General features: G+C 67.8%; 28 protein-coding genes. 14 read left to right on the top strand and 14 right to left on the bottom strand.

Annotated features, from left to right (window positions below):
* Window positions 1-5 precede the first annotated feature (5 nt).
* The 3 genes from purL to BST42_RS11090 are packed head-to-tail and all read left to right on the top strand — an operon-like array spanning window position 6 to window position 4,626.
* Complete coding sequence (purL, locus tag BST42_RS11100; RefSeq protein WP_083118877.1) at window positions 6-2,300, top strand: phosphoribosylformylglycinamidine synthase subunit PurL; 2,295 nt, start codon at window positions 6-8, stop codon at window positions 2,298-2,300.
* Window positions 2,297-4,081: an alpha/beta hydrolase gene (locus tag BST42_RS11095; protein WP_083118625.1), complete on the top strand. Its 1,785-nt coding sequence runs from the start codon at window positions 2,297-2,299 to the stop codon at window positions 4,079-4,081. Before purL ends, BST42_RS11095 begins: the two co-directional genes overlap by 4 nt.
* A complete protein-coding gene (locus tag BST42_RS11090) occupies window positions 4,078-4,626 on the top strand; it encodes an Rv0804 family intramembrane glutamic endopeptidase (RefSeq protein ID WP_083118624.1) in 549 nt (182 codons plus the stop codon). Before BST42_RS11095 ends, BST42_RS11090 begins: the two co-directional genes overlap by 4 nt.
* Here BST42_RS11090 and BST42_RS11085 read toward each other — a convergent pair.
* Window positions 4,623-5,048: a PPOX class F420-dependent oxidoreductase gene (locus BST42_RS11085; protein WP_083118623.1), complete on the bottom strand. Its 426-nt coding sequence runs from the start codon at window positions 5,046-5,048 to the stop codon at window positions 4,623-4,625. The two genes, BST42_RS11090 and BST42_RS11085, sit on opposite strands and share 4 nt — an antisense overlap.
* A 54-nt stretch (window positions 5,049-5,102) precedes the next feature.
* Between BST42_RS11085 and BST42_RS11080 the strand changes: the two genes are divergently transcribed.
* Together BST42_RS11080 and purF are read left to right on the top strand one after the other, a co-directional pair.
* Window positions 5,103-5,495: a sterol carrier family protein gene (locus BST42_RS11080; protein ID WP_083118622.1), complete on the top strand. Its 393-nt coding sequence runs from the start codon at window positions 5,103-5,105 to the stop codon at window positions 5,493-5,495.
* 89 nt (window positions 5,496-5,584) lie between these two features.
* On the top strand, window positions 5,585-7,117 hold the full coding sequence (gene purF / locus BST42_RS11075; RefSeq protein WP_083118875.1) for an amidophosphoribosyltransferase: 1,533 nt from the start codon (window positions 5,585-5,587) through the stop codon (window positions 7,115-7,117).
* A 3-nt stretch (window positions 7,118-7,120) separates the two neighbouring features.
* Here the strand turns inward: purF and BST42_RS11070 are convergent, their stop codons facing one another.
* Both BST42_RS11070 and BST42_RS11065 read right to left on the bottom strand, forming a co-directional pair.
* A complete protein-coding gene (locus tag BST42_RS11070) occupies window positions 7,121-8,443 on the bottom strand; it encodes a DUF2867 domain-containing protein (RefSeq protein WP_083118621.1) in 1,323 nt (440 codons plus the stop codon).
* A gap of 56 nt (window positions 8,444-8,499) precedes the next feature.
* Window positions 8,500-8,934, bottom strand: coding sequence for a cupin domain-containing protein (locus BST42_RS11065; protein WP_083118620.1), 435 nt, complete (start codon window positions 8,932-8,934; stop codon window positions 8,500-8,502).
* A 29-nt stretch (window positions 8,935-8,963) separates the two neighbouring features.
* Here BST42_RS11065 and BST42_RS11060 point away from each other — a divergent pair, with 29 nt between their 5' ends.
* Together BST42_RS11060 and purM are read left to right on the top strand one after the other, a co-directional pair.
* Window positions 8,964-9,581: a DUF2461 domain-containing protein gene (locus BST42_RS11060; RefSeq protein ID WP_165760832.1), complete on the top strand. Its 618-nt coding sequence runs from the start codon at window positions 8,964-8,966 to the stop codon at window positions 9,579-9,581.
* A 48-nt stretch (window positions 9,582-9,629) separates the two neighbouring features.
* On the top strand, window positions 9,630-10,700 hold the full coding sequence (gene purM, locus BST42_RS11055; protein ID WP_083118618.1) for a phosphoribosylformylglycinamidine cyclo-ligase: 1,071 nt from the start codon (window positions 9,630-9,632) through the stop codon (window positions 10,698-10,700).
* A gap of 38 nt (window positions 10,701-10,738) precedes the next feature.
* Here the strand turns inward: purM and BST42_RS11050 are convergent, their stop codons facing one another.
* Together BST42_RS11050 and ygfZ are read right to left on the bottom strand one after the other, a co-directional pair.
* Window positions 10,739-10,930, bottom strand: coding sequence for a DUF3073 domain-containing protein (locus BST42_RS11050; protein ID WP_083118617.1), 192 nt, complete (start codon window positions 10,928-10,930; stop codon window positions 10,739-10,741).
* Window positions 10,931-11,067: 137 nt separating this feature from the next.
* Window positions 11,068-12,159 carry a CAF17-like 4Fe-4S cluster assembly/insertion protein YgfZ gene (gene ygfZ, locus BST42_RS11045; protein WP_083118616.1) on the bottom strand — a complete coding sequence of 364 codons (1,092 nt, stop codon included), beginning with the start codon at window positions 12,157-12,159 and terminating at the stop codon, window positions 11,068-11,070.
* Between the two features lie 53 nt (window positions 12,160-12,212).
* Between ygfZ and BST42_RS11040 the strand changes: the two genes are divergently transcribed.
* On the top strand, window positions 12,213-13,073 hold the full coding sequence (locus tag BST42_RS11040) for an aminodeoxychorismate lyase (RefSeq protein ID WP_083118874.1): 861 nt from the start codon (window positions 12,213-12,215) through the stop codon (window positions 13,071-13,073).
* 251 nt (window positions 13,074-13,324) lie between these two features.
* On the opposite strand, the gene BST42_RS11035 is transcribed toward BST42_RS11040, so the two are convergent.
* The 9 genes from BST42_RS11035 to lmeA form a co-directional block, all read right to left on the bottom strand.
* Window positions 13,325-13,627 carry a hypothetical protein gene (locus BST42_RS11035; protein WP_083118615.1) on the bottom strand — a complete coding sequence of 101 codons (303 nt, stop codon included), beginning with the start codon at window positions 13,625-13,627 and terminating at the stop codon, window positions 13,325-13,327.
* A 22-nt stretch (window positions 13,628-13,649) separates the two neighbouring features.
* Window positions 13,650-13,967, bottom strand: coding sequence for a hypothetical protein (locus BST42_RS11030; protein ID WP_083118614.1), 318 nt, complete (start codon window positions 13,965-13,967; stop codon window positions 13,650-13,652).
* Window positions 13,967-14,611: a heme-binding beta-barrel domain-containing protein gene (locus tag BST42_RS11025; protein WP_083118613.1), complete on the bottom strand. Its 645-nt coding sequence runs from the start codon at window positions 14,609-14,611 to the stop codon at window positions 13,967-13,969. Before BST42_RS11025 ends, BST42_RS11030 begins: the two co-directional genes overlap by 1 nt.
* A 147-nt stretch (window positions 14,612-14,758) precedes the next feature.
* Window positions 14,759-15,061: a DUF1416 domain-containing protein gene (locus BST42_RS11020; protein ID WP_083118612.1), complete on the bottom strand. Its 303-nt coding sequence runs from the start codon at window positions 15,059-15,061 to the stop codon at window positions 14,759-14,761.
* Window positions 15,062-15,063: 2 nt separating this feature from the next.
* Complete coding sequence (locus BST42_RS11015) at window positions 15,064-15,897, bottom strand: sulfurtransferase (protein ID WP_083118611.1); 834 nt, start codon at window positions 15,895-15,897, stop codon at window positions 15,064-15,066.
* Between the two features lie 35 nt (window positions 15,898-15,932).
* Window positions 15,933-16,403, bottom strand: coding sequence for a DUF4395 domain-containing protein (locus BST42_RS11010; protein WP_083118610.1), 471 nt, complete (start codon window positions 16,401-16,403; stop codon window positions 15,933-15,935).
* A 90-nt stretch (window positions 16,404-16,493) separates the two neighbouring features.
* Window positions 16,494-16,595: an Ms5788A family Cys-rich leader peptide gene (locus tag BST42_RS30440; protein WP_353961511.1), complete on the bottom strand. Its 102-nt coding sequence runs from the start codon at window positions 16,593-16,595 to the stop codon at window positions 16,494-16,496.
* A 20-nt stretch (window positions 16,596-16,615) separates the two neighbouring features.
* Complete coding sequence (locus BST42_RS11005) at window positions 16,616-17,035, bottom strand: TlpA family protein disulfide reductase (RefSeq protein WP_083118609.1); 420 nt, start codon at window positions 17,033-17,035, stop codon at window positions 16,616-16,618.
* Complete coding sequence (lmeA, locus tag BST42_RS11000) at window positions 17,035-17,898, bottom strand: mannan chain length control protein LmeA (protein ID WP_083118608.1); 864 nt, start codon at window positions 17,896-17,898, stop codon at window positions 17,035-17,037. The genes BST42_RS11005 and lmeA overlap by 1 nt, the downstream gene beginning before the upstream one ends.
* Before the next feature lie 138 nt (window positions 17,899-18,036).
* Here lmeA and BST42_RS10995 point away from each other — a divergent pair, with 138 nt between their 5' ends.
* From BST42_RS10995 to pstB, 6 genes are all read left to right on the top strand, one after another.
* Entirely contained in the window at window positions 18,037-18,834 is a 798-nt protein-coding gene (locus tag BST42_RS10995; RefSeq protein WP_083118607.1) for a winged helix-turn-helix transcriptional regulator, read from the top strand.
* Window positions 18,831-19,763, top strand: coding sequence for a mycothiol synthase (mshD, locus tag BST42_RS10990; protein ID WP_083118606.1), 933 nt, complete (start codon window positions 18,831-18,833; stop codon window positions 19,761-19,763). Before BST42_RS10995 ends, mshD begins: the two co-directional genes overlap by 4 nt.
* Window positions 19,764-19,914: 151 nt before the next feature.
* Window positions 19,915-21,042: a phosphate ABC transporter substrate-binding protein PstS gene (gene pstS / locus BST42_RS10985; RefSeq protein ID WP_083118605.1), complete on the top strand. Its 1,128-nt coding sequence runs from the start codon at window positions 19,915-19,917 to the stop codon at window positions 21,040-21,042.
* Window positions 21,043-21,117: 75 nt separating this feature from the next.
* The gene (gene pstC, locus BST42_RS10980; protein WP_110918568.1) at window positions 21,118-22,143 is read left to right on the top strand and encodes a phosphate ABC transporter permease subunit PstC; all 1,026 of its coding nucleotides are present in this window, start codon (window positions 21,118-21,120) and stop codon (window positions 22,141-22,143) included.
* A complete protein-coding gene (gene pstA, locus BST42_RS10975; protein WP_083118603.1) occupies window positions 22,140-23,054 on the top strand; it encodes a phosphate ABC transporter permease PstA in 915 nt (304 codons plus the stop codon). The genes pstC and pstA overlap by 4 nt, the downstream gene beginning before the upstream one ends.
* 23 nt (window positions 23,055-23,077) lie before the next feature.
* Window positions 23,078-23,854 (top strand): phosphate ABC transporter ATP-binding protein PstB, encoded by a 777-nt coding sequence (gene pstB / locus BST42_RS10970; RefSeq protein ID WP_083118602.1) that lies wholly within the window; start codon window positions 23,078-23,080, stop codon window positions 23,852-23,854.
* The last annotated feature ends 34 nt before the right edge of the window (window positions 23,855-23,888 follow it).

Below are 23,888 nucleotides of genomic sequence, written 5' to 3'. Positions count from 1 at the left end.
CTGGCGTGACATCTGGGCTCTCTGGAGCAGTCGACACCGTCGACCACGCGTCAACCACCCCCGAGCACCCGCAGCCGTATCGCGAACTCGGCCTCAAAGACGACGAATATCAGCGGATCCGGGACATCCTCGGCCGCAGGCCCACCGACGCCGAGCTCGCCATGTACTCGGTGATGTGGAGCGAACACTGCTCGTACAAGTCCTCCAAAGTCCACCTTCGCTACTTCGGTGAGACCACGACGGAGGCCATGCGGTCCTCGATGCTGGCCGGTATCGGCGAGAACGCCGGCGTGGTGGACATCGGCGACGGCTGGGCGGTGACGTTCAAGGTCGAGTCACACAACCACCCGTCCTACGTCGAGCCCTATCAGGGTGCGGCCACCGGTGTCGGCGGCATCGTGCGCGACATCATGGCCATGGGTGCGCGCCCGGTGGCGGTCATGGACCAGCTGCGGTTCGGTGCGGCCGACGCCCCCGACACCCGCCGGGTGCTCGACGGCGTGGTTCGCGGCATCGGCGGCTACGGCAACTCCCTCGGCTTGCCGAACATCGGCGGCGAGACGGTGTTCGACGCCTCCTATGCCGGCAACCCTCTGGTCAACGCGCTCTGCGTGGGTGTGCTGCGCAAGGAGGATCTGCACCTGGCGTTCGCGTCCGGAACGGGCAACAAAATCATCCTGTTCGGCGCGCGCACCGGCCTCGACGGCATCGGCGGCGTGTCGGTGCTGGCGTCGGACACCTTCTCCGGCGACGAGTCCGGCGCGGGCCGCAAGAAGCTGCCGAGCGTCCAGGTCGGCGACCCCTTCACCGAGAAGGTGCTCATCGAATGCTGCCTGGAGCTGTACGCCGCCGGCCTGGTGGTCGGGATCCAGGACCTCGGCGGAGCCGGATTGTCCTGTGCGACATCCGAACTGGCCTCCGCCGGTGATGGCGGAATGCGCATCGAGCTGGACCGGGTGCCGCTGCGGGCCAAGGACATGACCCCGGCCGAGGTGCTCTCCAGCGAGTCGCAGGAACGGATGTGCGCGGTGGTCACCCCGGAGAACGTCGACGCGTTCCTGGCGGTGTGCCGCAAATGGGATGTGCTGGCCACCGTCATCGGTGAGGTCACCGACGGCGACCGTCTGCAGATCACCTGGCAGGGCGAGACCGTCGTCGACGTGCCGCCGCGGACCGTGGCCCACGAGGGCCCGGTCTACGAGCGCCCGGTCGTACGGCCCGACACCCAGGATGCGCTGATCGCCGACACGTCGGCCAAGCTCACCCGGCCGCAGACCGGCGAGGAGCTTCGCGCGACTGTGCTTGCGCTGGTTGGCAGTCCGCATCTGTGCAGCCGAGCGTTCATCACCGAGCAGTACGACCGCTACGTGCGCGGCAACACCGTGCTGGCCGAGCACGCCGACGGCGGCGTGCTGCGCATCGACGAAGCCACCGGCCGCGGCATCGCGCTGTCCACCGACGCGTCGGGGCGCTACACCCAGCTCGACCCGTACACCGGCGCACAGCTGGCGCTGGCCGAGGCCTACCGCAACGTCGCGGTCACCGGGGCGACGCCGGTCGCGGTGACCAACTGCCTCAACTTCGGATCACCCGAAGACCCCGGGGTGATGTGGCAGTTCTCGCAAGCCGTCCGCGGCTTGGCGGATGGCTGTGCAGCCCTTGGTATTCCGGTCACCGGCGGCAACGTCAGCTTCTACAACCAGACCGGGGCGACGCCCATCCTGCCGACCCCGGTGGTGGGTGTGCTGGGCGTCCTCGACGACGTCACGCGCCGGCTGCCCACCGGACTCGGCAACGAGCCGGGGGAAACTCTGCTCCTGCTCGGCGACACCCGCGACGAGTTCGACGGCTCGATCTGGGCACAGGTCACCGGTGACCATCTCGGTGGCGTACCGCCCCAGGTGGACCTGGATCGGGAGAAGCTGCTCGCCGAGGTGCTGGCGGCCGCGTCCCGCGACGGCCTGGCCTCGGCAGCCCACGACCTGAGTGAAGGCGGGCTCATCCAGGCGGTCGTCGAAGCGGCGCTGGCCGGTGAAACCGGTTGCCGCATCGTGCTTCCCGAACACGCTGACCCCTTCGTCGCGTTGTTCTCCGAGTCCGCGGGCCGTGCCCTGGTCGCTGTGCCGCGCACCGAGGAGAGCCGCTTCGTGTCGATGTGCGAGGCCCGCGGACTTCCGGTCACCCGGATCGGGGTGTCGGACCCCGGGTCGGATTCCGTTGACGTGCAAGGCTTGTTCACCGTGACGCTGGCCGAGCTGCGGGCCACCTCCGAGAAAGTGCTGCCCGGGCTGTTCGGATGACCAGTGCGGTCGGCGACGTCACCGGTGAGGCGCAGTCCCCGACCGGGACGCAGCCCCGCCGCGAGTCGCTGATCGAATGGGCGTGGAGCCTGATCCGGCTGGACTTCGTCGGGGTGGCCGTCGGCGCGCTGTTCTTCTGTCTGTCCCTGACTCCGTCGCTGGTGCCGCGCGACTGGGTGCTGGCCGGCGTTATCGGCGGGATCAACGCCGCCATCGGCTACGGCATCGGGGTGCTCGCCGGTAAGGTGGTTCGCCGGCTCTTCCTCGGTCACCAGCCGTGGTGGCCGCCGAGTGCGCGGGTCTCGGCGCGCCTCAAGGCCGTGACCGTGGTGCTGTCGATCGGTGCCAGCGTGCTGATGCTCGTGCCTGCCGCCGCCTGGCAGCGCCAGATCGCGGCCGTGATGGGCATCGAAGGTCCGTCCACGCTGATCTACCTGCGCACATTGGCCGTCGCATTGGTCGCCGGGGCACTGTTCGTCAGTGTCGCGCGAGTGATCAAGGACGCCATCAAGTTTCTGGCGCGGTTGATGATCCGGCGCTGGCACATCAATGACGAGGTCGCGATGTTCATCGGCACCGCGATCGTCGTGGTGCTGATCATCACCCTCGTCAACGGTGTGCTCTACCGCGGCTTCATCGCCGGTGCCAGCGCGGTGTTCCAACCACAGAACGACACCACCCGCGCGGGCGTCGAACAACCCGTACAACCCGAAAGATCAGGCAGCTCAGCATCATTCGCCTCGTGGGACACCCTGGGATTCCAGGGCCGCAACTTCGTCGGCACCGGGCCGAATGCCGCCGAGCTCACCGATCTCAACGGGCGGCCCGCCAAGGAGCCGATCCGGATCTACGCAGGCCTGGAAACGGCGGACACCACCGAGGGCCGGGTGGCGGTGCTGCTCTCGGAGTTGCAGCGCACCAAAGCTTTTGAGCGCAAGATCCTGGTCATCATCCCCACCACCGGCACCGGCTGGGTCGACCCGGTGGCAGCCCGCGCCATCGAGTCGATGTACAACGGCGACACCGCGCTGGTGGCCATGCAGTACTCGTACCTGCCGAGCTGGATCTCGTTCCTGGCCGACCGCGACAAGTCGGTCGAGGCCGGCCGGGCGATGATCAACGGAATCCAACGCCGATGGCTGAAGTGGCCGGAGGCCGCCAGGCCCAAGCTGATGCTCTACGGCGAGAGCCTGGGTTCGCTGGCCGGTCAGGGCGCGTTCGGATACCTGCCCGACGTCGTCGACAAAGGCTTCTCGTCGGTGCTGTGGGTGGGGCCGCCCAACGCCAGCGTCTTGTGGAAAGCGCTGACCGCGCGGCGCGACCCGGGCAGCCCGGAGTACCAACCGCGCTATGACGGCGGGCGCACCGTGCGGTTCGCGCAAGCGGCAGGACCAGAGCAGATCGCCGGGGTCGCGGCGTCCCCACCGTGGAAGGGCACCCGGGTGCTGTACCTGCAGCACCCGTCCGACCCGGTGGTGTGGTGGTCACCGCGGCTGCTGTTCACCCGGCCGGACTGGCTGCGGGAGCCGCCGGGCTTCGACCGCAGCCCCGCCATGCAGTGGTACCCGATCGTCACGTTCTGGCAGGTGAGCGCCGACATGGCCGGCAATGTCACCAGCTCGCAGGCGGCACCGAACGGGCACGGCCACAATTACGGTGACAGCCCGCTCGACGGCTGGGTCGCGGTCGCCGCACCCGACGGCTGGACACATGCCGACACCGACCGTGTGCGGCGTTCCCTCGACAAGCTCATTGCGGCAGGCGGGCCCGAATTCCAATGATCACCAAGGATTCCGGCGCACCGGCTGTGCGCGCGATCGTCAGCACCGGGTTGGCGGCGGCCGTCGGTGCGCCGTTGGGGTTGCGCCCGCCCCAGGTGTGGTCGGGGCTGCGGACCGGCGGGGTCACGGCCGGGCTGGTGATCCTGACCGTCGGGGCGCTGACGAGAGTGCCCCGGGTGCACCAGGGGATGGTCGACCGAACGGTGCCGCCGAATCCGGTCCGCTGGTTGTCGCTGGACATTCCGGTCGCCACGGCCTGGACCGAAGAGATGCTGTTTCGGGGCCTGCTTCAGACCGTCGCCATGCGGGTGCTGGGGCCGACGTTCGGCCCGCTGGCGCAAGCGGTTGCCTTCGGGCTCTGGCACATCCCCGACGCGCGCCGCGTCGGCGACCCGGTGCTGGGCACCGTGGTGGTGACCGGCGTGGCCGGATGGGTGTTCGGCTGGCTTGCCAGACGGTCGGGGAGCGTGCTGGCGCCGGTGCTCGCGCACACGGCGTTCAACGAGTCCGCCGCGGTGGCCGCGATCGTGCTGCAGCGGCGCTAGTCGCCGGTCGTCGGCACGTCCCGGCTGTCCGGAACCAAGTCGTGCGGTTCGGTCTCGGTGTCGTCGATGCCGAAGCTGATGATCCGTTTGGGTGTGATCCGGATGATCGCAGTGTCGATGCCGTCGCCGGGGGAGTCGGTCTCGGCCTGTTCCGCGGTGCCGCGGATCTCCAGACACCGCACCCGCCAGGGACTGCGCGACGCGATGTCGTCGACGACGAACGCGACGGTGTTGTTGGTGGCCAGGTTGCGGTACTTGCGGCTCCTGGCCATGTTGTAGCCCACGATGTCAAGGGTGCCGAGCGCGTCGTTGTAGGAGAAGCCGACCGGACTGTTCTGCAACGTGCCGTCCGGTGCGATGGTGGCCAGCCTGCCGAGATCCGTCGACCTCAGGTACTCGATTTCGTGTGGTTTGAACGCCATCACCCCAACGTAGGACCTCAACTTCGGTTGACGTCAATACCGCATACTCGACTGGTGCCCGCCCGCAGCAGCGCCGACCCCGAAGCCACCGTCGCCGCGGTGCGCGCCGTATCCGGCTGGCTGCGTGACGACACCGCGCCCGCCCCAGACCGCCCGGCGATCGCCGCGGCGGTCCGGCTGACCGCCCGCACTCTGGCCGCGCTCGCACCGGGCGCGAGTGTCGAGGTGCGGGTGCCACCTTTTGTTGCGGTGCAATGCATTTCCGGGCCCCGCCACACCCGCGGTACACCCCCCAACGTGGTGGAGGCCGACCCGCGGACCTGGTTGCGGCTGGCGACGGGTCTGCTCGGCGTCGACGAGGCGTCCCGACTCGGCGCGCTGCGGCTGTCGGGATCCCGGGCCGGCGAGGTGGCGTCCTGGCTTCCGGTCGTGACACTCACCGACTGAGGCCCCGACACCCGGCGTTCAGTTCCGTGTTTGCCGCTGTTGCCCGTAAACTGGCTTACGTCACCAACCTGCGCCAGGGAGCAGCCCATATCGTGACCGAACAAGTGGAGAACGACCCTCGGGAAGAGTGCGGCGTCTTCGGCGTATGGGCTCCAGGCGAGGATGTAGCCAAGCTCACTTATTACGGTCTCTATGCCCTGCAGCACAGGGGCCAGGAAGCCGCGGGCATCGCCGTCGCCGACGGATCGCAGGTTCTGGTGTTCAAGGATCTGGGTCTGGTCAGCCAGGTGTTCGACGAGCAGACGCTGGCCGCCATGCCGGGACACGTCGCCATCGGCCACTGCCGGTACTCCACCACCGGGTCCACGACCTGGGAAAACGCCCAGCCGGTGTTCCGTAACACCGCAGCGGGCACCGGAATCGCGTTGGGCCACAACGGAAACCTGGTCAACACCACCGATCTGGCCGCCCGCGCCCGCGACGCCGGCCTGATCAACCCGAACATGCCGGGCGCGGCCACCACCGACTCCGACATCCTCGGCGCCCTGCTGGCCCACGGCGCGGCGGACTCCAGCATCGAGCAGGCCGCCCTGGCACTGCTGCCCAGTGTGCGCGGGGCGTTCTGCCTGACCTTCATGGACGAGAACACGCTCTACGCCGCGCGGGACCCGCACGGTGTGCGCCCGCTGTCGCTGGGTCGGCTCGACCGCGGCTGGGTGGTCGCCTCCGAAACCGCCGCCCTCGACATCGTCGGCGCCTCGTTCGTGCGGGACATCGAGCCCGGTGAGCTGCTGGCCATCGACGCCGACGGCGTGCGGTCCACCCGGTTCGCCAACCCGACCCCCAAGGGTTGCGTGTTCGAGTACGTCTACCTCGCGCGGCCCGACAGTGTCATCGGCGGCCGGTCGGTGCACGCCACCCGCGTCGACATCGGCCGCCGGCTCGCCGCTGAGCAGCCCGTCGACGCCGACCTGGTCATCGGCGTTCCGGAATCCGGGACGCCGGCCGCGGTCGGATACGCCCAGGGGTCCGGCATCCCGTTCGGCCAGGGGCTGATGAAGAACGCCTACGTCGGGCGTACGTTCATCCAGCCATCGCAGACCATCCGTCAGCTCGGTATCCGGCTCAAGCTCAACCCGCTCAAGGAAGTGATCCGCGGCAAGCGGCTCATCGTCGTCGACGACTCGATCGTGCGCGGCAACACCCAGCGCGCGCTGGTGCGCATGCTGCGTGAAGCCGGCGCCGTCGAGGTGCACGTGCGGATCGCTTCGCCCCCGGTGAAGTGGCCGTGCTTCTACGGCATCGACTTCGCCACCCCGGCCGAGTTGATCGCGAACGCGGTGGACAAAGAGGGCGAGATGCTCGAAGCCGTTCGCCACGCGATCGGTGCCGACACGCTGGGTTACATCTCCAAGCAGGGCATGATCGCGGCGACCGAACAGCCCGCCACGCGGCTGTGCTGCGCCTGCTTTGACGGCAGCTACCCGATCGAACTGCCCGGTGAGACCGCGCTCGGCAAGAACGTCGTCGAGCACATGCTGGCCACGGCGGCCCGAACCGGCCTGCCGATCCAGCCGGTGTCCGTCGACAACGACAACGTTTCGGCGCTCAGCAGGCCCTGACGCTCAGCCGGCAGCCTCGCTGACCTTGCGCATCTGCGCGCCCAGCGTCGCCGAATGCAGCGGACGTCCGGCCAGCCAGTACAACCGGCCGAGCAGCCCGCGCGGATAGAAGATCGCCCGCTGCTCGTAGCGGCTGCCGCCCTGCTCGGGTGCGACCCGCATCTCCAGCCACCGGACGCCCGGGCTCCGGTCGTCCGACCGCAGCCGCAGCAGCGCGCCCTCGTCGCGGCTCTCCACATGCCAGCGCTGCGGAACATTGTGCTCGACCGCGTCCCACAGCCGCTCCGGGCTGGCCGTCGTGCGCCACGACCGGGTGTCGGTGTAGACGATGGCGCCGGCCCAGTCCGGGTCGCTCGGCAGCGGCGCGGCGGTGCCGGTGTCCCACGTCGTCTCCACCTCGCCGCGGGCGATCCGGGCCAGGGCGAGTGAGACCGCCCGCCGGTAGGGGGTGAGGCCGGCCGCCGGCCGGTCGATGACGGTGTCGATGTCGTGGTTGGCCATCACCGCATCGCAGTGCAGGGATTCGACCAGCGGACGGGCCAGACCGGACGGGATGGGTGTCACGAACCCCACCCACAGTGCGGCGATCCGCGGGGTCAGCACCGGCAGCACCACCATGTGTCGTCGACTCAGTCCCGCCACCTCGGCGTAGATCTGCATCATGTCGCCGTACTCGAGGACGTCCGGCCCGCCGATGTCCCAGGCCCGCGACTTCGGCACGTCGGCGGTGGCCGCGGCCGCCAGGTAGTGCAGCACGTCGCGGATCGCGATCGGCTGGATCTTGTTGTGCACCCATTTCGGCGTCGTCATCACCGGCAACCGGTCGGTGAGGTGACGGATCATCTCGAACGACGCCGATCCCGAGCCCACCACGACCCCGGCCTGCAGCACCACCGTCTCGATGCCTGAGGCGATGAGGATCTCGCCGACCGTGGTGCGCGACGCGAGATGCGTGGACAGCTCGGCACCCTCGGGGTGCAGGCCGCTGAGGTAGACGATCCGCTTCACGCCTGCGCTGCGGGCGGCGGTGACGACGTTCTGGGCCGCACGCCGCTCGTCGGCGGCGAAATCGGCCGACGTGCCCATGGAGTGCACCAGGTAGTAGACGACGTCGACGTCGGTGAACGCCTCGGCGAGCGAGTCGGCGTCGGTGAGGTCACCGCGGGCGATCTCGATCTGGTCGCGCCACGGCACGTTCGCGAGCTTGTCCGGATTTCGCGCCAGCGCGCGCACCGTGAAGCCGTCCTCCAGCAGTCGCGGCACCAGACGGCCGCCGATGTAACCGGTGGCACCGGTCACCAAGCATCGGATCTGCTTCGCCGACATGGATCCTCCGTTCGTCGCCTCCGTAATTCGGAGCCGAGGACCGGTTGGATTGCCACTTATTCGAACGGACAACCCGGATTCGGCGCATCAACTGCCAGCGCGCTGCCCGCGGGCTTGATGTAGAGCACCCACATGACCACCGGGACGGGCCCCTCATTGCGGCCCTCGTGGATGTAGCCGGTGCCGCTGCCCTCGCTGATCGAGTCGCCCGCGTTGTACACGCCGTCGACCGAACAGTCGCCCTTGTAATGGGTCAAGGTGCCCTGCTTGATCACGCCGAACACCTGGCCCGGGTGGTAGTGCCAGCCGGTGGTTCCGCCGGGGGCGATGGTGAGCTCCCGAGTGACGAAGTCCCTGCCGTCGAGGGTGGACTGAACCAGGGTGTCCGCCTCGATGCCCGAGCTGGGCGTCGACGCAGCCGACGCGGGGAACAACACCGTACCGGCTATCGCGATGGTCAACGCCGCAGGGAAACACCGCACTGGTTTCATCGGGCACCAGGGTGTCACACAATGTGGGAATGGCGTTTCGGGGCTGGCCGATCGAGGCCGTGGAGTTTTACGAGGGCCTTGAGGCCGACAACTCCAAGGTCTACTGGACCCGGCATCGCGCCGTCTACGACCGTCAGGTGAAGGCCCCGATGGAGGAGCTGCTCGCCGAGTTGGCCGGTGAGTTCGGCGAGGGCACGCTGTTCCGGCCGCACCGCGACGTGCGCTTCAGCGCCGACAAATCCCCGTACAAAACCAACTGCGCGGCCAGACTCGGCTCCGGCTACGTGTCGTTCTCGGCCGACGGGCTGTCGGTGGGCAGCGGTCTGTACATGCCCGATGCCGCGGCCCTGGCTCGGTACCGGGCGGCGGTCGACGCCGAGAAGTCCGGCGCCGAGCTGGCCGGGATCGTCGATACGTTGCGCACGGGCGGCTACGAGACGATGGCCCACGATGTGCTCAAGACCGCGCCGCGGGGCTATCCGAAGGATCATCCGCGTATCGACCTGCTGCGCCACAAGGGCATCGCGATGATGAAGACCTGGCCGGTGGGCGCCTGGCTGGGCACGGCGAAGGCCAAGGACCGGGTGGTGACCACCCTGCGCGCCGGGGCGCCGCTGCGCGACTGGCTGGCCCGGCACGTCGGCTGACGGCTGGCCCGTTTCGGCGGCGGACGCCGACCGGTAGCCTTATGCCCGATGACGGATCGCGAGGAAGACAACCTGATCTCCTACGCATCGGCCGGGGTGGACATCGAGGCCGGTGACCGCGCGGTCGAGCTGTTCAAGCCGCTTGCGAAGCGGGCCACCAGGCCCGAGGTGCGGGGCGGACTGGGCGGCTTCGCCGGGCTGTTCGCACTGCGTGGGGACTACCGGGAACCGCTGCTGGCCGCGTCGACCGACGGGGTCGGCACGAAGCTCGCCGTGGCGCAGGCGATGGACAAGCACGACACCGTCGGCCTGGACCTGGTCGCGATGGTGGTCGACGACCTCGTGGTCTGCGGCGCCGAACCGCTGTTCCTGCAGGACTACATCGCCGTCGGTCGTACCGTTCCGGAACGCGTCGCCGCGATCGTCTCGGGTATTGCCGAGGGCTGTGTGATCGCCGGCTGTGCGTTGCTGGGTGGGGAGACAGCTGAACATCCCGGGCTGATGGAACCCGACCATTACGACATCTCCGCCACCGGTGTTGGCGTCGTCGAGGCCGATGACGTGCTGGGGCCCGACCGCGTGCGCCCCGGTGACGTGATCATCGCGATGGGATCGTCCGGCCTGCACTCCAACGGCTACTCGCTGGCCCGCAAGGTCCTGCTCGAGATCGACCGGATGAACCTCGCCGGCCACGTCGAGGAGTTCGGCCGCACGCTCGGCGAGGAACTGCTCGAGCCCACCCGGATCTACGCGAAGGACTGCCTGGCGCTGGCCGCCGAGACGCAGGTGCGCACGTTCTGCCACGTCACCGGCGGCGGCCTTGCCGCCAATCTGGAACGCGTCATCCCGCACGGTCTGGTCGCCGAACTGGATCGCGGAACGTGGACTCCCGCGCCGGTGTTCGCGATGATCGCGCAGCGCGGCCGCATCGATCGTCCGGAGATGGAGAAGACGTTCAACATGGGCGTCGGGATGGTCGCCGTCGTCGCGCCGGAGGACACCGACCGCGCGCTGGCGATTCTGACTGCACGCCACCTGAACTGCTGGACGCTGGGCACTGTCACCAAGGGCAAGGACGGCCCGAGAGCGAAGCTGGTAGGACTACATCCCCGCTTCTAGCGGAGCAGGCCCAGCGCTTGTGAGGAGGGGGCGGCGGCTCAGCGCCGCCAGCTACCCTCGTCGGCCCACGGGTCATCGCCGAACCCGTTGTCTACGGTGTCAGGCTCATCCGACTCAGACTCCGACCCGGACAGCTCCTGTTGGAGCCGACTGAAATCAGTCTGTGGGGAGCTATATTTCAGCTCCCGAGCAACCTTGGTCTGCTTTGCCTTTGCCCGGCCGCGGCCCATGGGGGAACCCCCTCGCGCAATAACGGAGCGGCCCGGGATGCAGGCGGCTCCGATCTGTGTGTTCGTTATTGTCCTGTCCATACCTTACCGTGCCCCGCTGCGATGTGCTGGCAGGCCCGTTCGGCCGTGGGAGAACGTCAGTTCGCGCCGCGACGCAAACGCTCGACCGCGAGCCGCCCAGCCCCCACGGCGTCGGTCGGCGGCAGCGATTCCGGGTCGATCTCGGCGGCCACCTCGTGCTCTCCGCCCGTGGTCAGAGCCGTATCGGCCGGAATACCCCGCTTCACCAGAGCCAAGGCGATCGGTCCTAGATCGACATGGTCGACGACGGTGCCGAGCCGGCCCACGACACGCCCACCGGCCAGCAGCGGATCGCCGGTGACCGGGCGCTCACCGGATCCGTCGAGGTGCACCAGCACCAGCATCCGGGGCGGCTTTCCCAGGTTGTGCACCCGCGCGACAGTCTCCTGGCCGCGATAGCAACCCTTGTCGAGGTGCACGGCTCCTTGTCCGGGGCCGCCGATCCACCCTGCCTCGTGCGGGATCGTCCGCTCGTCGGTGTCCACGCCCAGACGTGGGCGCTGTGCCGCGACCCGGTGCGCCTCGTACGCCCACACCCCGGCGCGGCGCACCCCGGCCGCGTCCAGCCTGCCCAACCAGGTCGTCACCTCGGCGCGGGGGACCACCAGGTCGAGTTCGATCTGACCGGCCTCGGCGGGCACCCGGCGCAGGAAACCGCCGCCGGAGACGGGAACGGCCGTCGACTCCGCAGGCAACGCGTCGACACCCAGCGCGCCCAGGACCGTGGCGTCGGCGAGGCGAGGGCCGAGCAGCGAGAGCACGGCCAGGTCGGCGGCCTCGGGGGCGACGTCGGCCCAGAACACCATCTTGCGCAGGAAGGCGAGCAGCGGTTCGCCGCGGCCGCGCTCTGTGTCGAGATAGGTGACGCCGCCCAACTCGGTCTGCACCCAGTGGTCTTCGACACGGCCCTGCCCGTCGAGGCTCAGGTTCTCGGTGGAGGCGCCGTCGGGCAACTCGCTGACGTGCTGCGAGGAGATCGAGTGCAACCAGCTGCGCCGGTCGGATCCGGTGAGTGTGACGACCGCGCGGTGCGAGCGATCGATGACGACGGCGTCGTGCTCGGCGCTGCGTTGCTCACCGAACGGGTCGCCGTAGTGCCAGATCGCGCCGGCATCGGGGGAGTTGTCAGGTGCGGGGACTGCTGACACACATCAACTCTACGGGGCTGCCACTACGCTGTGACCTCATGTCCGGACCGTCGGTGCTCGTCACTCTCGACGGCGCGGTGCGCGACCCGGCGCAGCCGCTGCTGTTCGCCGACGACCTCGCTGCTGTGCGGGGTGACGGCGTGTTCGAAACCCTGTTGGTCCGCGACGGCCGCGCGTGCTTGGTGGACGCGCATCTGCGCCGGCTCACCCAGTCGGCCAAGACGATGGACCTTCCGGAACCGGACCTGTCGGCCTGGCGGCGGGCCATCGGCATTGCGGTCGGGCAGTGGACGTCGTCAACGGCGTCCGAGGGCGCGCTGCGGCTGGTGTACAGCCGCGGTCGGGAGAGCGGCTCGGATCCGACCGCCTACCTCACGGTCAATCCCGTGCCGGACCGGGTGGTGGCCACCCGCCGCGACGGTATCGCCGCAGTGCTGCTCGATCGCGGGTTGCCGTCCAGCGGAGTGGATGCCATGCCGTGGCTGGTGGCCGGCGCCAAGACGCTGTCGTACGCGGTGAACATGGCCGCGCTGCGGCATGCCGCCGACAGGGGCGCCGGAGACGTGATCTTCGTCAGCTCCGACGGGTACCTGCTCGAGGGTCCGCGCTCGACGGTGGTGATCGCCACCGACGAGGGCTCGGGCACGATGTTGCTCACCCCGCCGCCGTGGTACCCGATCCTGCGTGGCACCACGCAGCAGGCGCTGTTCGAGGTAGCCCGGGAGAAAGGCTACGACTGCGACTTCCGTGCGCTGCGACCGTCCGACTTGTATGCCGCACAGGGGGTTTGGCTGGTGTCCAGCATGACGCTCGCAGCGCGGGTGCACACGCTCGACGGTCAGGCGTTGCCGCCCACTCGGTTGGCCGCCGAGGTGGCCGCGCTGGTCGATGCCGCGATCGTCTGTGATCGCTGATCGCGAAAATCTGTTGGCACAACCTTTCTGACGCGGGTACTTTCGTCGGTACACAAGAAGGGAGGTGGTCCGGAAAATTGATAGCTTCTAGGACATGTGAGGTGGCTGCCCGCTAGCAGCACCAGGTGCCGGGATTTCACCTGCGCTCTGAGCGCGCTGGCGAATTCCAGGCAGCTACCCGGCCCCCGAGCTCTTGGTTAGTCCGACCAGGGAACAACGGCTCGGGGGCCGCCCCCTTTTCCGGGTACGAATCACCAGTCGTCGTGATCGGGGCACGACACATCGATGAAAACCGTTGCGGGTGGGCCGGACTCAACGGGAGGTCCGCCCGGGTTGTGGATCGCGGTCACTGCACACCTATCCAGTGACGTATGGGTGTATCCGAACACCCAGTTGATGCCGACGCGGTAACCCTGACTCTGAAGATCCCGGATCGTGTCGGCGGCGGACTCCGCACCGGCCACCGGCCAGATCGGGTCGGCCACCGCCGGAACGGCGGTGACAAGGGTTGCGGTCGCGGATGCGATGAGGCCGATCGCCCACAACGCCGTCATGACTCGAGGGTACGAGCGGAAACTAGCCGGCGGGTCCCGGCTCCAGCGGCGAGCACGCTTTCATGGCCCGATCCCAGACGCCGGGGTCGACTCCCGACGGCGGACCGAGGACCGCGGTGCCTGCCGAGTCGGGGACGCCGTGCTCGTGCAGGCAGCGAGCCAGCGAGCCATGCTCGGCGGAACCAGGAGTCGTGGTGGCGGGAGGCGCGGTGTCAGGCACGGGACTGGTGGTGCTCGGCGCCGGGCTGATCGCCGTCGGCTGTGACGGAGACGGGGCCGGGACACACCCGGCGAGGAGCGCGGTGGCCGCCGTGGCGACCCCGAGGGCAACGCGGCGCATCAGCCGACGTAGCGCGTCAGCCGCGCGGACAGGTGCGGAACCAGTCCGCCGTCGGCGTCGACCCGCTCCTCGACGTAAGCCAGGTCGCCCTCGACGATTCCGTACAGCCGTTTCGCGCCGCCGACCAGCACACCGGACTTGCTGCGCGCCAACGCATCGGTCACCAGCTCCCACGACGACTGATTGCGGGGGCGCCCGTAGAACAGTTCGACGTAGCCGGCGGAATGCGCCAGCATCAACTCGATCGCCTGCGATTCACCCGGGTCCGCAGGGTCGGTGACGAACCGCCAGAAGCCGGACTCGCGCAGCCCGGGGGAGGCGTACTCGCCGGCCTCGTCGAGACGCCAGGATCGGGACTCCCAGTTCAGATACTCACCGCCGTCGTGCGAGACGATGATCTGCTGTCCGAAGTGGTAGTCGCCGTGGGCGCCGCGACCTTCGCCTTCGCCGCGCCACACCCCGACCAGCGGCAGCAAGGCCAGCAGTGCGTCGTTGAGGTTGGCGCCCAGGCGCAGATTGGCGGTGTCGGCGGGCACCGGCAGGTCGTCGAAAACCGGAATGTTGCGGCCGGCTGTCTCCTTCGCCCGCTCGGCCGCAGCCGCTACGGCGCGATCGCCGCTACCGGAGATGTCTGGGGAACTCACGACTCGTCGGTGATCAGTCGATAGAGCGCGTACAACGCGAACCAGGTGATCAACACGACCGTCGCAACCAGCAGGATCTCGTAGAGAAGAACCACGGTGACAGTCTATCTGGGGCTCGGGCGGAGGTGCCGCCCGAGCCGCCCTCGATCAAGCGACCTTGATGTCGACTTCGTGGATCCCGGCGCCGGTCGGCGCGACGGTGGCGTCGCCGTTGCCGACCTTGGACAGCGCGCGCACCGTCCAGGTGCCCGGTGCCGCGAAGAACCGGAAGTCACCGGTCGCCGAGGCCACCACCTCGGCGGTGAACTCGTCGCTCGAGTCCAGCAGCCGCACGAAAGCACCGCCCACCGTTTGACCCGAGTCGTCCACCACGCGGCCCGTGATCACGGTCTCCTTCTCGAGGTCGACACCGGCGGGCAGAGTCTGTCCTTGTTTAGGTGCAGAGCACATGATCAACTTCCCAACTCGATCGGGGCCCCCACCAGGGAGCCATATTCGGTCCAACTACCGTCGTAGTTCTTGACGTTCTTGTGCCCCAACAGTTCCTGCAGCACGAACCAGGTGTGCGACGACCGCTCGCCGATTCGGCAGTACGCGATCGTCTCCTTCTCGCCGTCCAGGCCGGCCGCGGCGTAGAGCTTGGCCAGTTCCTCGTCGGACTTGAAGGTGCCGTCCTCGTTCGCAGCTCTGCTCCACGGAACGTTGATGGCGCCGGGGATATGCCCGGGGCGCTGGCTCTGCTCCTGCGGCAGGTGAGCCGGCGCGAGGATCTTGCCGGAGAACTCGTCGGGGGACCGCACGTCCACCAGGTTCTTGGCGTTGATCGCGGCGATCACCTCGTCGCGGAACGCGCGGATGGTGTTGTCGGGGGCCTTCGCCGCGTATGACGTCGCGGGCCGGTCGGGCACCTCGGTCACCAGGGGGCGTCCGTCGAGTTCCCACTTCTTGCGGCCGCCGTCGAGCAGCTTGACGTTCTCGTGGCCGTACAGCTTGAAGTACCAGTACGCGTACGCGGCGAACCAGTTGTTGTTGCCGCCGTACAGGATCACGGTGTCGTCGTTGCTGATTCCCTTGTCGGACAACAACTTCGAGAACTGTTGCTGATCGACGAAGTCACGCTTGACCGGGTCCTGCAGTTCGGTCTTCCAGTCCAGCCGGACGGCGCCGGCGATGTGGCCGTCTTCGTAAGCCGAGGTGTCCTCATCGACCTCGACGAAGACGACGTTCGGCGCGTCGAGATTGCTCTCGGCCCAGTCGGTGGAGACCAGGACGTCGGAGCGTGCCATGAAGTAGTTCCTTTCGGTTGCGTGTCTGGAGAAGCTCAGGTGGTGGCCGGCGTGCGCAGCCTGGCCACCAGGGGGTAGATCTGGCAGCCCAGGCAGATGCCGAAGGCCGCGTTGAGGAAAGCGGCGAACAGTGCGAATGCGGTGGCGACGGTGCCGAGCAGCGGTGCGCCCAAAGCGAATCCGGCGGTGCCGGCGACGGCGAACACAAAACCCACCAACTGGGCGAACTTCAACGGCGGCACCGGCTCACGCTCGGAGACGGGGCTCAGCCGCGGCGCGACGACGTTGGCGAAGATCAATCCGTAGGGGTGCTGACGCGGCCCGCGCAGCGCTCCGATCGCGAACACGACGGCCTGCATCCCCAGGAGCACGGCCGCCGCAATGGTGCTGAATCCCGAGACGACGAGAACCGCGACCAGGACGGCGGTGGTGACCCAGGCCGCAAATCGGGGGCCGCGGACATCCACTTGGGCGACGGCGGGGGTGTTGGCGATGCTTGTCGACATAATCTTTTCTCCTGTTGCTGATCGGGCTGGACGGAGACGCGCCGCAAACGGCCGCTCCAGAGTGGCGGCGCGAAAGAAGGGCGCGGCGACTCAGCAGCTACAGCAACAACAGCAACAACCCGCAACGCGGCACAGATCGACTGCGCGGCGCTTGGTGAGCGCGAGCTCGAGGCGGGTCAACACGCGAGTCATGCTACCCAATGACCGGGGTCTCAGGCCAACAGAGGCTCGAGGGCTGCGCGCAGGTCAGCGGCCTTGGGGACCCCCGCCGTGCGGTACCGCTGCCGGCCGTCGGCGTCGAAGATGAACGTCGTTGGCAGCGACAGCACCGAAAGCTTGCGCGCGGCAGCCGGATCGGCATCCATGTCGATCTCGACGTGGGCGACATCACGAAGGTCAGCACAGACCTGGTCGACCACGCGCCGGACCCCTGCACAGGGTCCGCACCAGACCGCGCTGAAATGCACGACAGTCGGACCGGTCCGGGACAAACCCAGGTCGCTGACGTCGACGTCCTGCGGTTCGGCCTGCCGCACCACTCCGGATCGGCGGTTGTGCAGCACGCCTGCGACGATCGCAACGCTCAGCGCGGCGGCGATGGCGACGAACGCGGTGATCAAGGCGGGGCTCATCACTGTGTGAACCCGTCGAGCCGGATGGTTACTCCCTCGGCGATGCCTTCGATGATGATGTCCGAGCCGCGAGCACCCTCGGTGGTCGGGCGCACCCCGAACGGCAGCTTCTGGCCGGGCAGGCTGCCGCTGAACGCCGCCAGCACCGCCGCCTTTCTGTCGTCGGGTACCGGCTGGTCAGCGGTGCCGGGACCGGTCTGCACATCCGTCGCGGTGAAAACCAGCGTGGTCTGCTCCGGGCCTGCCACCGACAGGTCGACGGCGACGCTGACCGGCTTGTCGAAGTCGGCTTTCTTCGGCGTCCCGGTGAAGACCAGCCCCTTGCTACCCGAGATGCCCGACTCGGTGGTGCCGCCGGTGGCGTCGTTCGTCTCCTTCGACGGGGCCTCCACCATCAGGTCGGTGATCCCGACGAACCGGCCGAGGTGCAGCGAGTCGATGATGATGCGGCTCTCGAGCTTGCCGACGGGCAGGGTCGCATCGGGTCTGATCAGCCACGATGCCTGGGTGAGGTCGATGTTGTGCAACGTGGCCTCCAGGGAGGCTTTGCCGACCACGGGATGTCCCACCCCGTTGGCCTTGATCTCGATCTCGTTGAAGTGGTGCCGCATCGCCTGGCGAATGAACGGAAAGCCCAGGATCGCCACCGACGGGTCGAACGACAGGCCGGCGGCGCTGCGCACGGTGCGTGCCAGCCGGTACTCGGCGTAGATCGTCGTCCCGAAATCGACTCCGACCGCCCCGACGACCACGGCGAGCAGCGTGGCACCGAGGGTGATCAGCAGCTTTCGCACCTGCACATTCTGGCCTACAACCGGCGCGCAACCACCGTCGCGCACCCCCTCGACGGCAGGTGGACTCATTCAAATCAGCTAAATAGCAGGTAGCGGGTTAAAGTTAGATGACCCATGGCCGGGTAACGGCCATATGTCGCCCATGAGTCTGGTGGGTCACCGCGACGGCGCTGTCGACGATGAGTATCCGGGGCATTGGAGAGTTTGTTGGACCTGCTACTTCTCACCGTCGACCCGCACCCAGAATCGGTGCTGCCGTCGCTGGCATTGCTCGCGCACAATGTGCGGTCGGCGCCCACCGAAGTCTCGTCGCTGCTGGAGGCGGGCTCGGCGGACATCGCGATCGTGGACGCCCGCACCGACCTCGCTGCCGCCCGTGGCCTGTGTCGCCTGCTCGGTACCACCGGCACGTCGGTTCCGGTGGTCGCCGTCGTCAACGAGGGCGGCCTGGTCGCGGTCAACATGGACTGGGGTCTGGACGAGATCCTGCTGCCCAGCACCGGCCCCGCCGAGATCGACGCCCGGTTGCGCCTGCTGGTCGGCCGGCGCGGCGGCGTGGCCACCCAGGAGAGCGCGGGCAAGGTCAGCCTCGGGGAGCTCGTCATCGACGAAGGCACCTACACGGCCCGGTTGCGCGGCCGCCCGCTGGATCTGACCTACAAGGAATTCGAACTCCTGAAATACCTGGCTCAGCACGCCGGCCGGGTGTTCACTCGCGCGCAGCTGCTCCAGGAGGTGTGGGGCTACGACTTCTTCGGCGGCACCCGCACCGTGGACGTCCACGTGCGGCGTCTGCGCGCCAAGCTCGGCCCGGAATACGAATCGCTGATCGGAACGGTCCGCAACGTGGGCTACAAAGCGGTCCGACCGGCCCGGGGCCGTCCGGCGCCCGTCGAGTCGGACTTCACCGACGACGACGAGGACGCGTTTGACGACGGCGAGGACATCTCGGACTCGATGAGTGTGCGGTCAGGCCCGGTCTCGCAGCCGCTGCGCAGTCAGTGAGCGCCCCGCTCTGGCGCACCGCCCTGACCCAGGCCGAACAGGAGCAGGTGCGCGCCGTGATCGAGGCCGCCACCCGAACCGACGGGGTTGCGCCGGTGGGTGAGCAGGTTCTGCGCGAGCTGCCGCAGACCCGCACCCGGCACCTGATCGCCACCGACGGCGATGACGTGGTCGGCTACCTCAATCTGACGGCCGGACGCGACGACGCCGAGGCGATGGGCGAGCTCGTCGTCGCACCGCAGGCCCGACGGCGCGGAATCGGCTCGGCGCTGCTGCAGGCCGCCGGCGACGCCGCAGGCGGTGCGGTCCGGTTCTGGGCCCACGGCACCCTGCCCGCGGCCAGAGCGGTGGCCGACGCGCTCGACATGACCGTGGTCCGGGAACTCATGCAGATGCGCCGCACGCTGCGCGACATCCCCGAAGTCGTTGTGCCCGAAGGTATTCGGATTCGAACCTACGCCGGCCCGGCTGATGACGCCGAGCTGCTGCGGGTGAACAACGCCGCCTTCTCCTGGCACCCCGAGCAAGGCGGCTGGGGTCCATCCGACCTCGACGAACGGCGTCGTGAATCGTGGTTCGATCCCGCGGGTCTGTTCCTCGCCGTCGACGACGACACCGGCCGGCTACTCGGTTTCCACTGGACCAAAGTGCACGACGACCATCCCGGGCTGGGCGAGGTCTACGTGGTCGGGGTGGACCCCGCCGCGCAGGGCCGCGGGCTGGGCCGTCTGCTCACCCTGGTGGGTATCGAGCATCTGGCGCGGGTGCTGGGGCCACACCAGGAGCCGAAAGTCATGCTCTACGTCGAAGCGGACAACACCGCCGCGGTCAAGACCTACGAGCGGCTCGGATTTGCTGTCTCCAACGTCGACACCGCGTACCAAGCCGCTGGAACAGCAAATATTGACCGTGGCGGTAGTCACAGCTAGTTAGCGGCTGCCCGCAATGCGTCGTTCATCAACCTGTTCACCTTCCGTTCATATTCCGGGTGGGTTCCGTCCACTACCAACGCCTAACTTCCCGGGTGGTGCATGTGCTCCTACCGGGGCGAACAGGGCAACACTGGAGAAAGTGGGATAGGTGAATCTGAACAGGTTTGGCAAGGCGTTCTTCGTGACCGCGTCAGCAACGGCCATCACCGGCCTGACGCTCACCGCCTGCGGAAGCGACAACAACGCCGGAACGTCGTCCTCGACCAACGCGTCCGGTTCGTCCAGCGCTTCGGCCGACTGCGGTGGCAAGAACGCGCTGACCGCCGAGGGCTCGACCGCGCAGCAGAACGCCATCGCGGTGTTCAACCAGGTGTGGGGCCAGAAGTGCCCGGGGAAGAACCTGTCGTACAACCCAACCGGTTCCGGCGCCGGCGTCACCCAGTTCATCGCCGGCCAGGTGGACTTCGCCGGATCGGATTCCGCGCTGTCCAAGGATCAGCCGGACGCCGCCGCCAAGCGTTGCGGCGGGAACCCGGCCTGGAACCTGCCGATGGTCTTCGGTCCGGTCGCCATGGGCTACAACCTCCCGGGTGTCGACAAGCTCGTCGTCAATGCCGACGTGCTGGCCAAGATCTTCACCGGTGCCATCACCAACTGGAACGATCCGGCGATCGCCGCGCTGAACAGCGGTGTGTCGCTGCCCGACCAGAAGATCACCCCGATCTACCGTTCGGATTCCTCGGGCACCACCGACAACTTCCAGACGTACCTGGGCGCTGCAGCTCCGGAGACGTGGACCAAGGGTGCGGGCAAGGAGTTCCAGGGCGGTGCGGGTGAAGGCGCGCAGAAGACTGCCGGCGTCGTGCAGGCCGTGCAGGCCACCCCGGGTGCGATCGGCTACATCGAGAAGGGCTTCGCCGACCAGGCCAAGCTGAGCATGGCTCAGATCGACACCGGCAGCGGCCCGGTGGCGCTGAGCGACGATTCCGCCAAGGCCGCCATCGACTCCGCGAAGTTCGCCGGTGAGGGCAACGATCTGAAGCTGGACCTGAAGTCGCTGTACTCCACCAAAGCTCCGGGCGCCTACCCGCTGATGCTGGCGACCTACGAGATCGTGTGCTCGAAGGGTTACGACGCGGAAACCTCCGCGGCGGTGAAGTCCTTCCTGACCGTGTCGGCCAATGACGGCCAGGCAGGGCTCCCGGCGGCCGGGTACGTCCCGCTGCCGGACGCGTTCAAGCAGCGGTTGCTGACCGCCGTCAAAGCAATTCAGTAAGAGCGCTGGCGAGGCAGGTCGATAGCGGTGACGATGGAGAGATCAGTGAGCGATGGGGTGGATGTGACCCAAGACATGCCCGGGCCTAATCCAGCGGAGGCTGGAGCCGGTGAGGTCGTGGCTGAGCCCTTTCCCGAGAAGCCCTCGATCCCGACGAACCCGTCCGGAACAGCCAAGGTGCGCCTCGGCGATCGGATCTTCCGCGGGTTGTCCGAAGGTTCCGGCATTCTCGTCATCGCGCTGATCGCCGCGATCGGCCTGTTCCTCGTCTGGCGTGCGGTACCGGCGCTGGGCCGAAACGACGCCAACTTCTTCACCTACGGCGGCACCTGGCTCACCACCGACACCGCCCACATGAAGTTCGGCATCCTGGACCTGCTGCAGGTGACGGTGTTCGTCTCACTGTTCGCCCTGGTCCTGGCGATGCCCGTCGCGCTCGGTATCGCGATCTTCCTGACGCAGTACGCCCCGCGCAGGGTGTCCGGGCCGCTGGGCTACATGGTGGATCTGCTGGCCGCCGTGCCGTCGATCATCTACGGCGTCTGGGGCCTCTACGTGCTGGCTCCGGTGCTCAAGCCGCTCGCCATGTGGCTCAACGGCAACCTCAGCTGGCTGTTCTTGTTCGACACCGGCAATGCCTCGGTGGCAGGCGGTGGCACCATCTTCACCGCCGGGATCGTGCTGGCCGTGATGATCCTGCCGATCATCACCGCCGTCAGCCGTGAGGTGTTTGTGCAGACCCCACGCGGACAGATCGAGGCCGCGCTGGCGCTCGGCGCGACCCGCTGGGAAGTGGTCAAAACCACCGTGTTGCCGTTCGGTCTGTCCGGGTACATCAGCGGCGCGATGCTCGGCCTGGGTCGTGCCCTGGGTGAGACGATCGCGCTGCTGATTATCCTGCGCGGCACGCAGAAGGCGTTCGGTTGGTCGTTGTTCGACGCCGGGTACACCTTCGCCAGCAAGATCGCCTCGGCCGCTTCGGAATTCAATGACCAGTACAAAGCGGGGGCCTACATCGCCGCCGGTCTGGTGCTGTTCATCCTGACGTTCGTGGTCAACTCGGCGGCCCGCGCCGCGGTGGCCGGAAGGGGTGCCCGATGACCTCGACCCTCGACAAGCCGGTCAAGGCGCCGACCTTCCAGGCGGTCAGCCTGCGGCGCAAGCTGACCAACAACACCGCCACCGTGCTGGTGACGCTGTCGGTTGTCATAGCTGTGGTGCCGCTGATCTGGGTGCTGTACTCAGTGATCACCAAGGGCCTGAAGATTGTTCTCGACAGTGGCTGGTGGACGCATTCACAGTCCGGTATGACCGCGTTCATGGCCGGCGGTGGCGTCTACCACGCGTTGGTGGGAACGCTGCTGCAAGGCTTGTTCTGCGCGGTGATCTCGATTCCGGTCGGTGTGTTCGTCGGCATCTATCTGGTGGAGTACGGCGGCGGGACCCGGCTGGGCAAGCTCACCACGTTCATGGTGGACATTCTCACCGGCGTGCCGTCGATCGTCGCCGCGCTGTTCATCTACGCACTGTGGGTGGCGACGCTGGGCTTTCAGCGTTCCGGCTTCGCGGTGTCGCTGGCGCTGGTGTTGCTGATGATCCCGGTGATCGTGCGCTCCACCGAGGAGATGCTGCGGATCGTTCCGATGGACCTGCGCGAGGCCAGTTATGCGCTCGGTGTGCCGAAGTGGAAAACCATTGCGCGCATTGTCATTCCGACCGCACTCTCGGGCATCGTCACCGGTGTGATGCTGGCGCTGGCCCGCGTCATGGGCGAGACCGCGCCGCTGCTGATCCTGGTCGGCTACTCGCAGGCGATGAACTTCGACATGTTCAATGGGTTCATGGGTTCGCTGCCCGGCATGATGTACGACCAGACATCGGCCGGTGCGGGTGCCAACCCCGTTCCCACCGACCGACTGTGGGGCGCCGCACTGACGCTGATCGTGCTGATCGCGATCCTCAACGTCGGCGCCCGCTTCATCGCCAAATTCTTTGCCCCTAAAAAGGTCTGAGCAGGTTTAGGAGACTACTGACCATGGCCAAGCGGCTTGATCTCAAAGACGTCAACATCTATTACGGCGCATTCCACGCTGTCGCCGACGTGTCGCTGGCGGTGCCGCCGCGCAACGTGACCGCCTTCATCGGTCCGTCGGGTTGCGGCAAGTCCACGGTGCTCCGCACGCTCAACCGCATGCACGAGGTCATCCCCGGTGCCCGTGTCGAGGGTTCGGTGCTGCTTGACGGTGAGAACATCTACGGATCCGGTGTCGACCCGGTCGGTGTGCGCAAGACCATCGGCATGGTCTTCCAGCGGCCAAACCCGTTCCCCACCATGTCGATTCGCGACAACGTGGTGGCCGGCCTGAAGTTGCAGGGTGTCCGCAACAAGAAGGTGCTCGACGAGACGTGTGAGCGTTCCCTCAAGGGCGCCAACCTGTGGAACGAGGTCAAGGACCGGCTGGAAAAGCCCGGCGGCGGCCTGTCCGGCGGTCAGCAGCAGCGGCTGTGCATCGCGCGCGCCATCGCTGTGCAGCCCGACGTGCTGCTGATGGACGAGCCGTGCTCGGCGTTGGACCCCATCTCGACGCTGGCCATCGAGGATCTCATCGGTGAACTCAAGCAGGAGTTCACGATCGTGATCGTCACGCACAACATGCAGCAGGCCGCGCGGGTCAGCGACCAGACCGCGTTCTTCAACCTGGAGGCAACCGGTAAGCCGGGACGCCTGGTCGAGATCGACGACACCGAGAAGATCTTCTCCAACCCACGTGAGAAGGCCACCGAGGACTACATCTCCGGCCGATTCGGCTGAGCCTGCACAACAGAAAAGGCCGGTATCGCGGATG

Source organism: Mycolicibacterium rhodesiae (genome assembly GCF_002086695.1).
Classification (GTDB): domain Bacteria; phylum Actinomycetota; class Actinomycetes; order Mycobacteriales; family Mycobacteriaceae; genus Mycobacterium; species Mycobacterium rhodesiae.
Note: the sequence above shows the minus strand (reverse complement) of the source record. Positions and strands in the feature narration are given on the sequence as shown.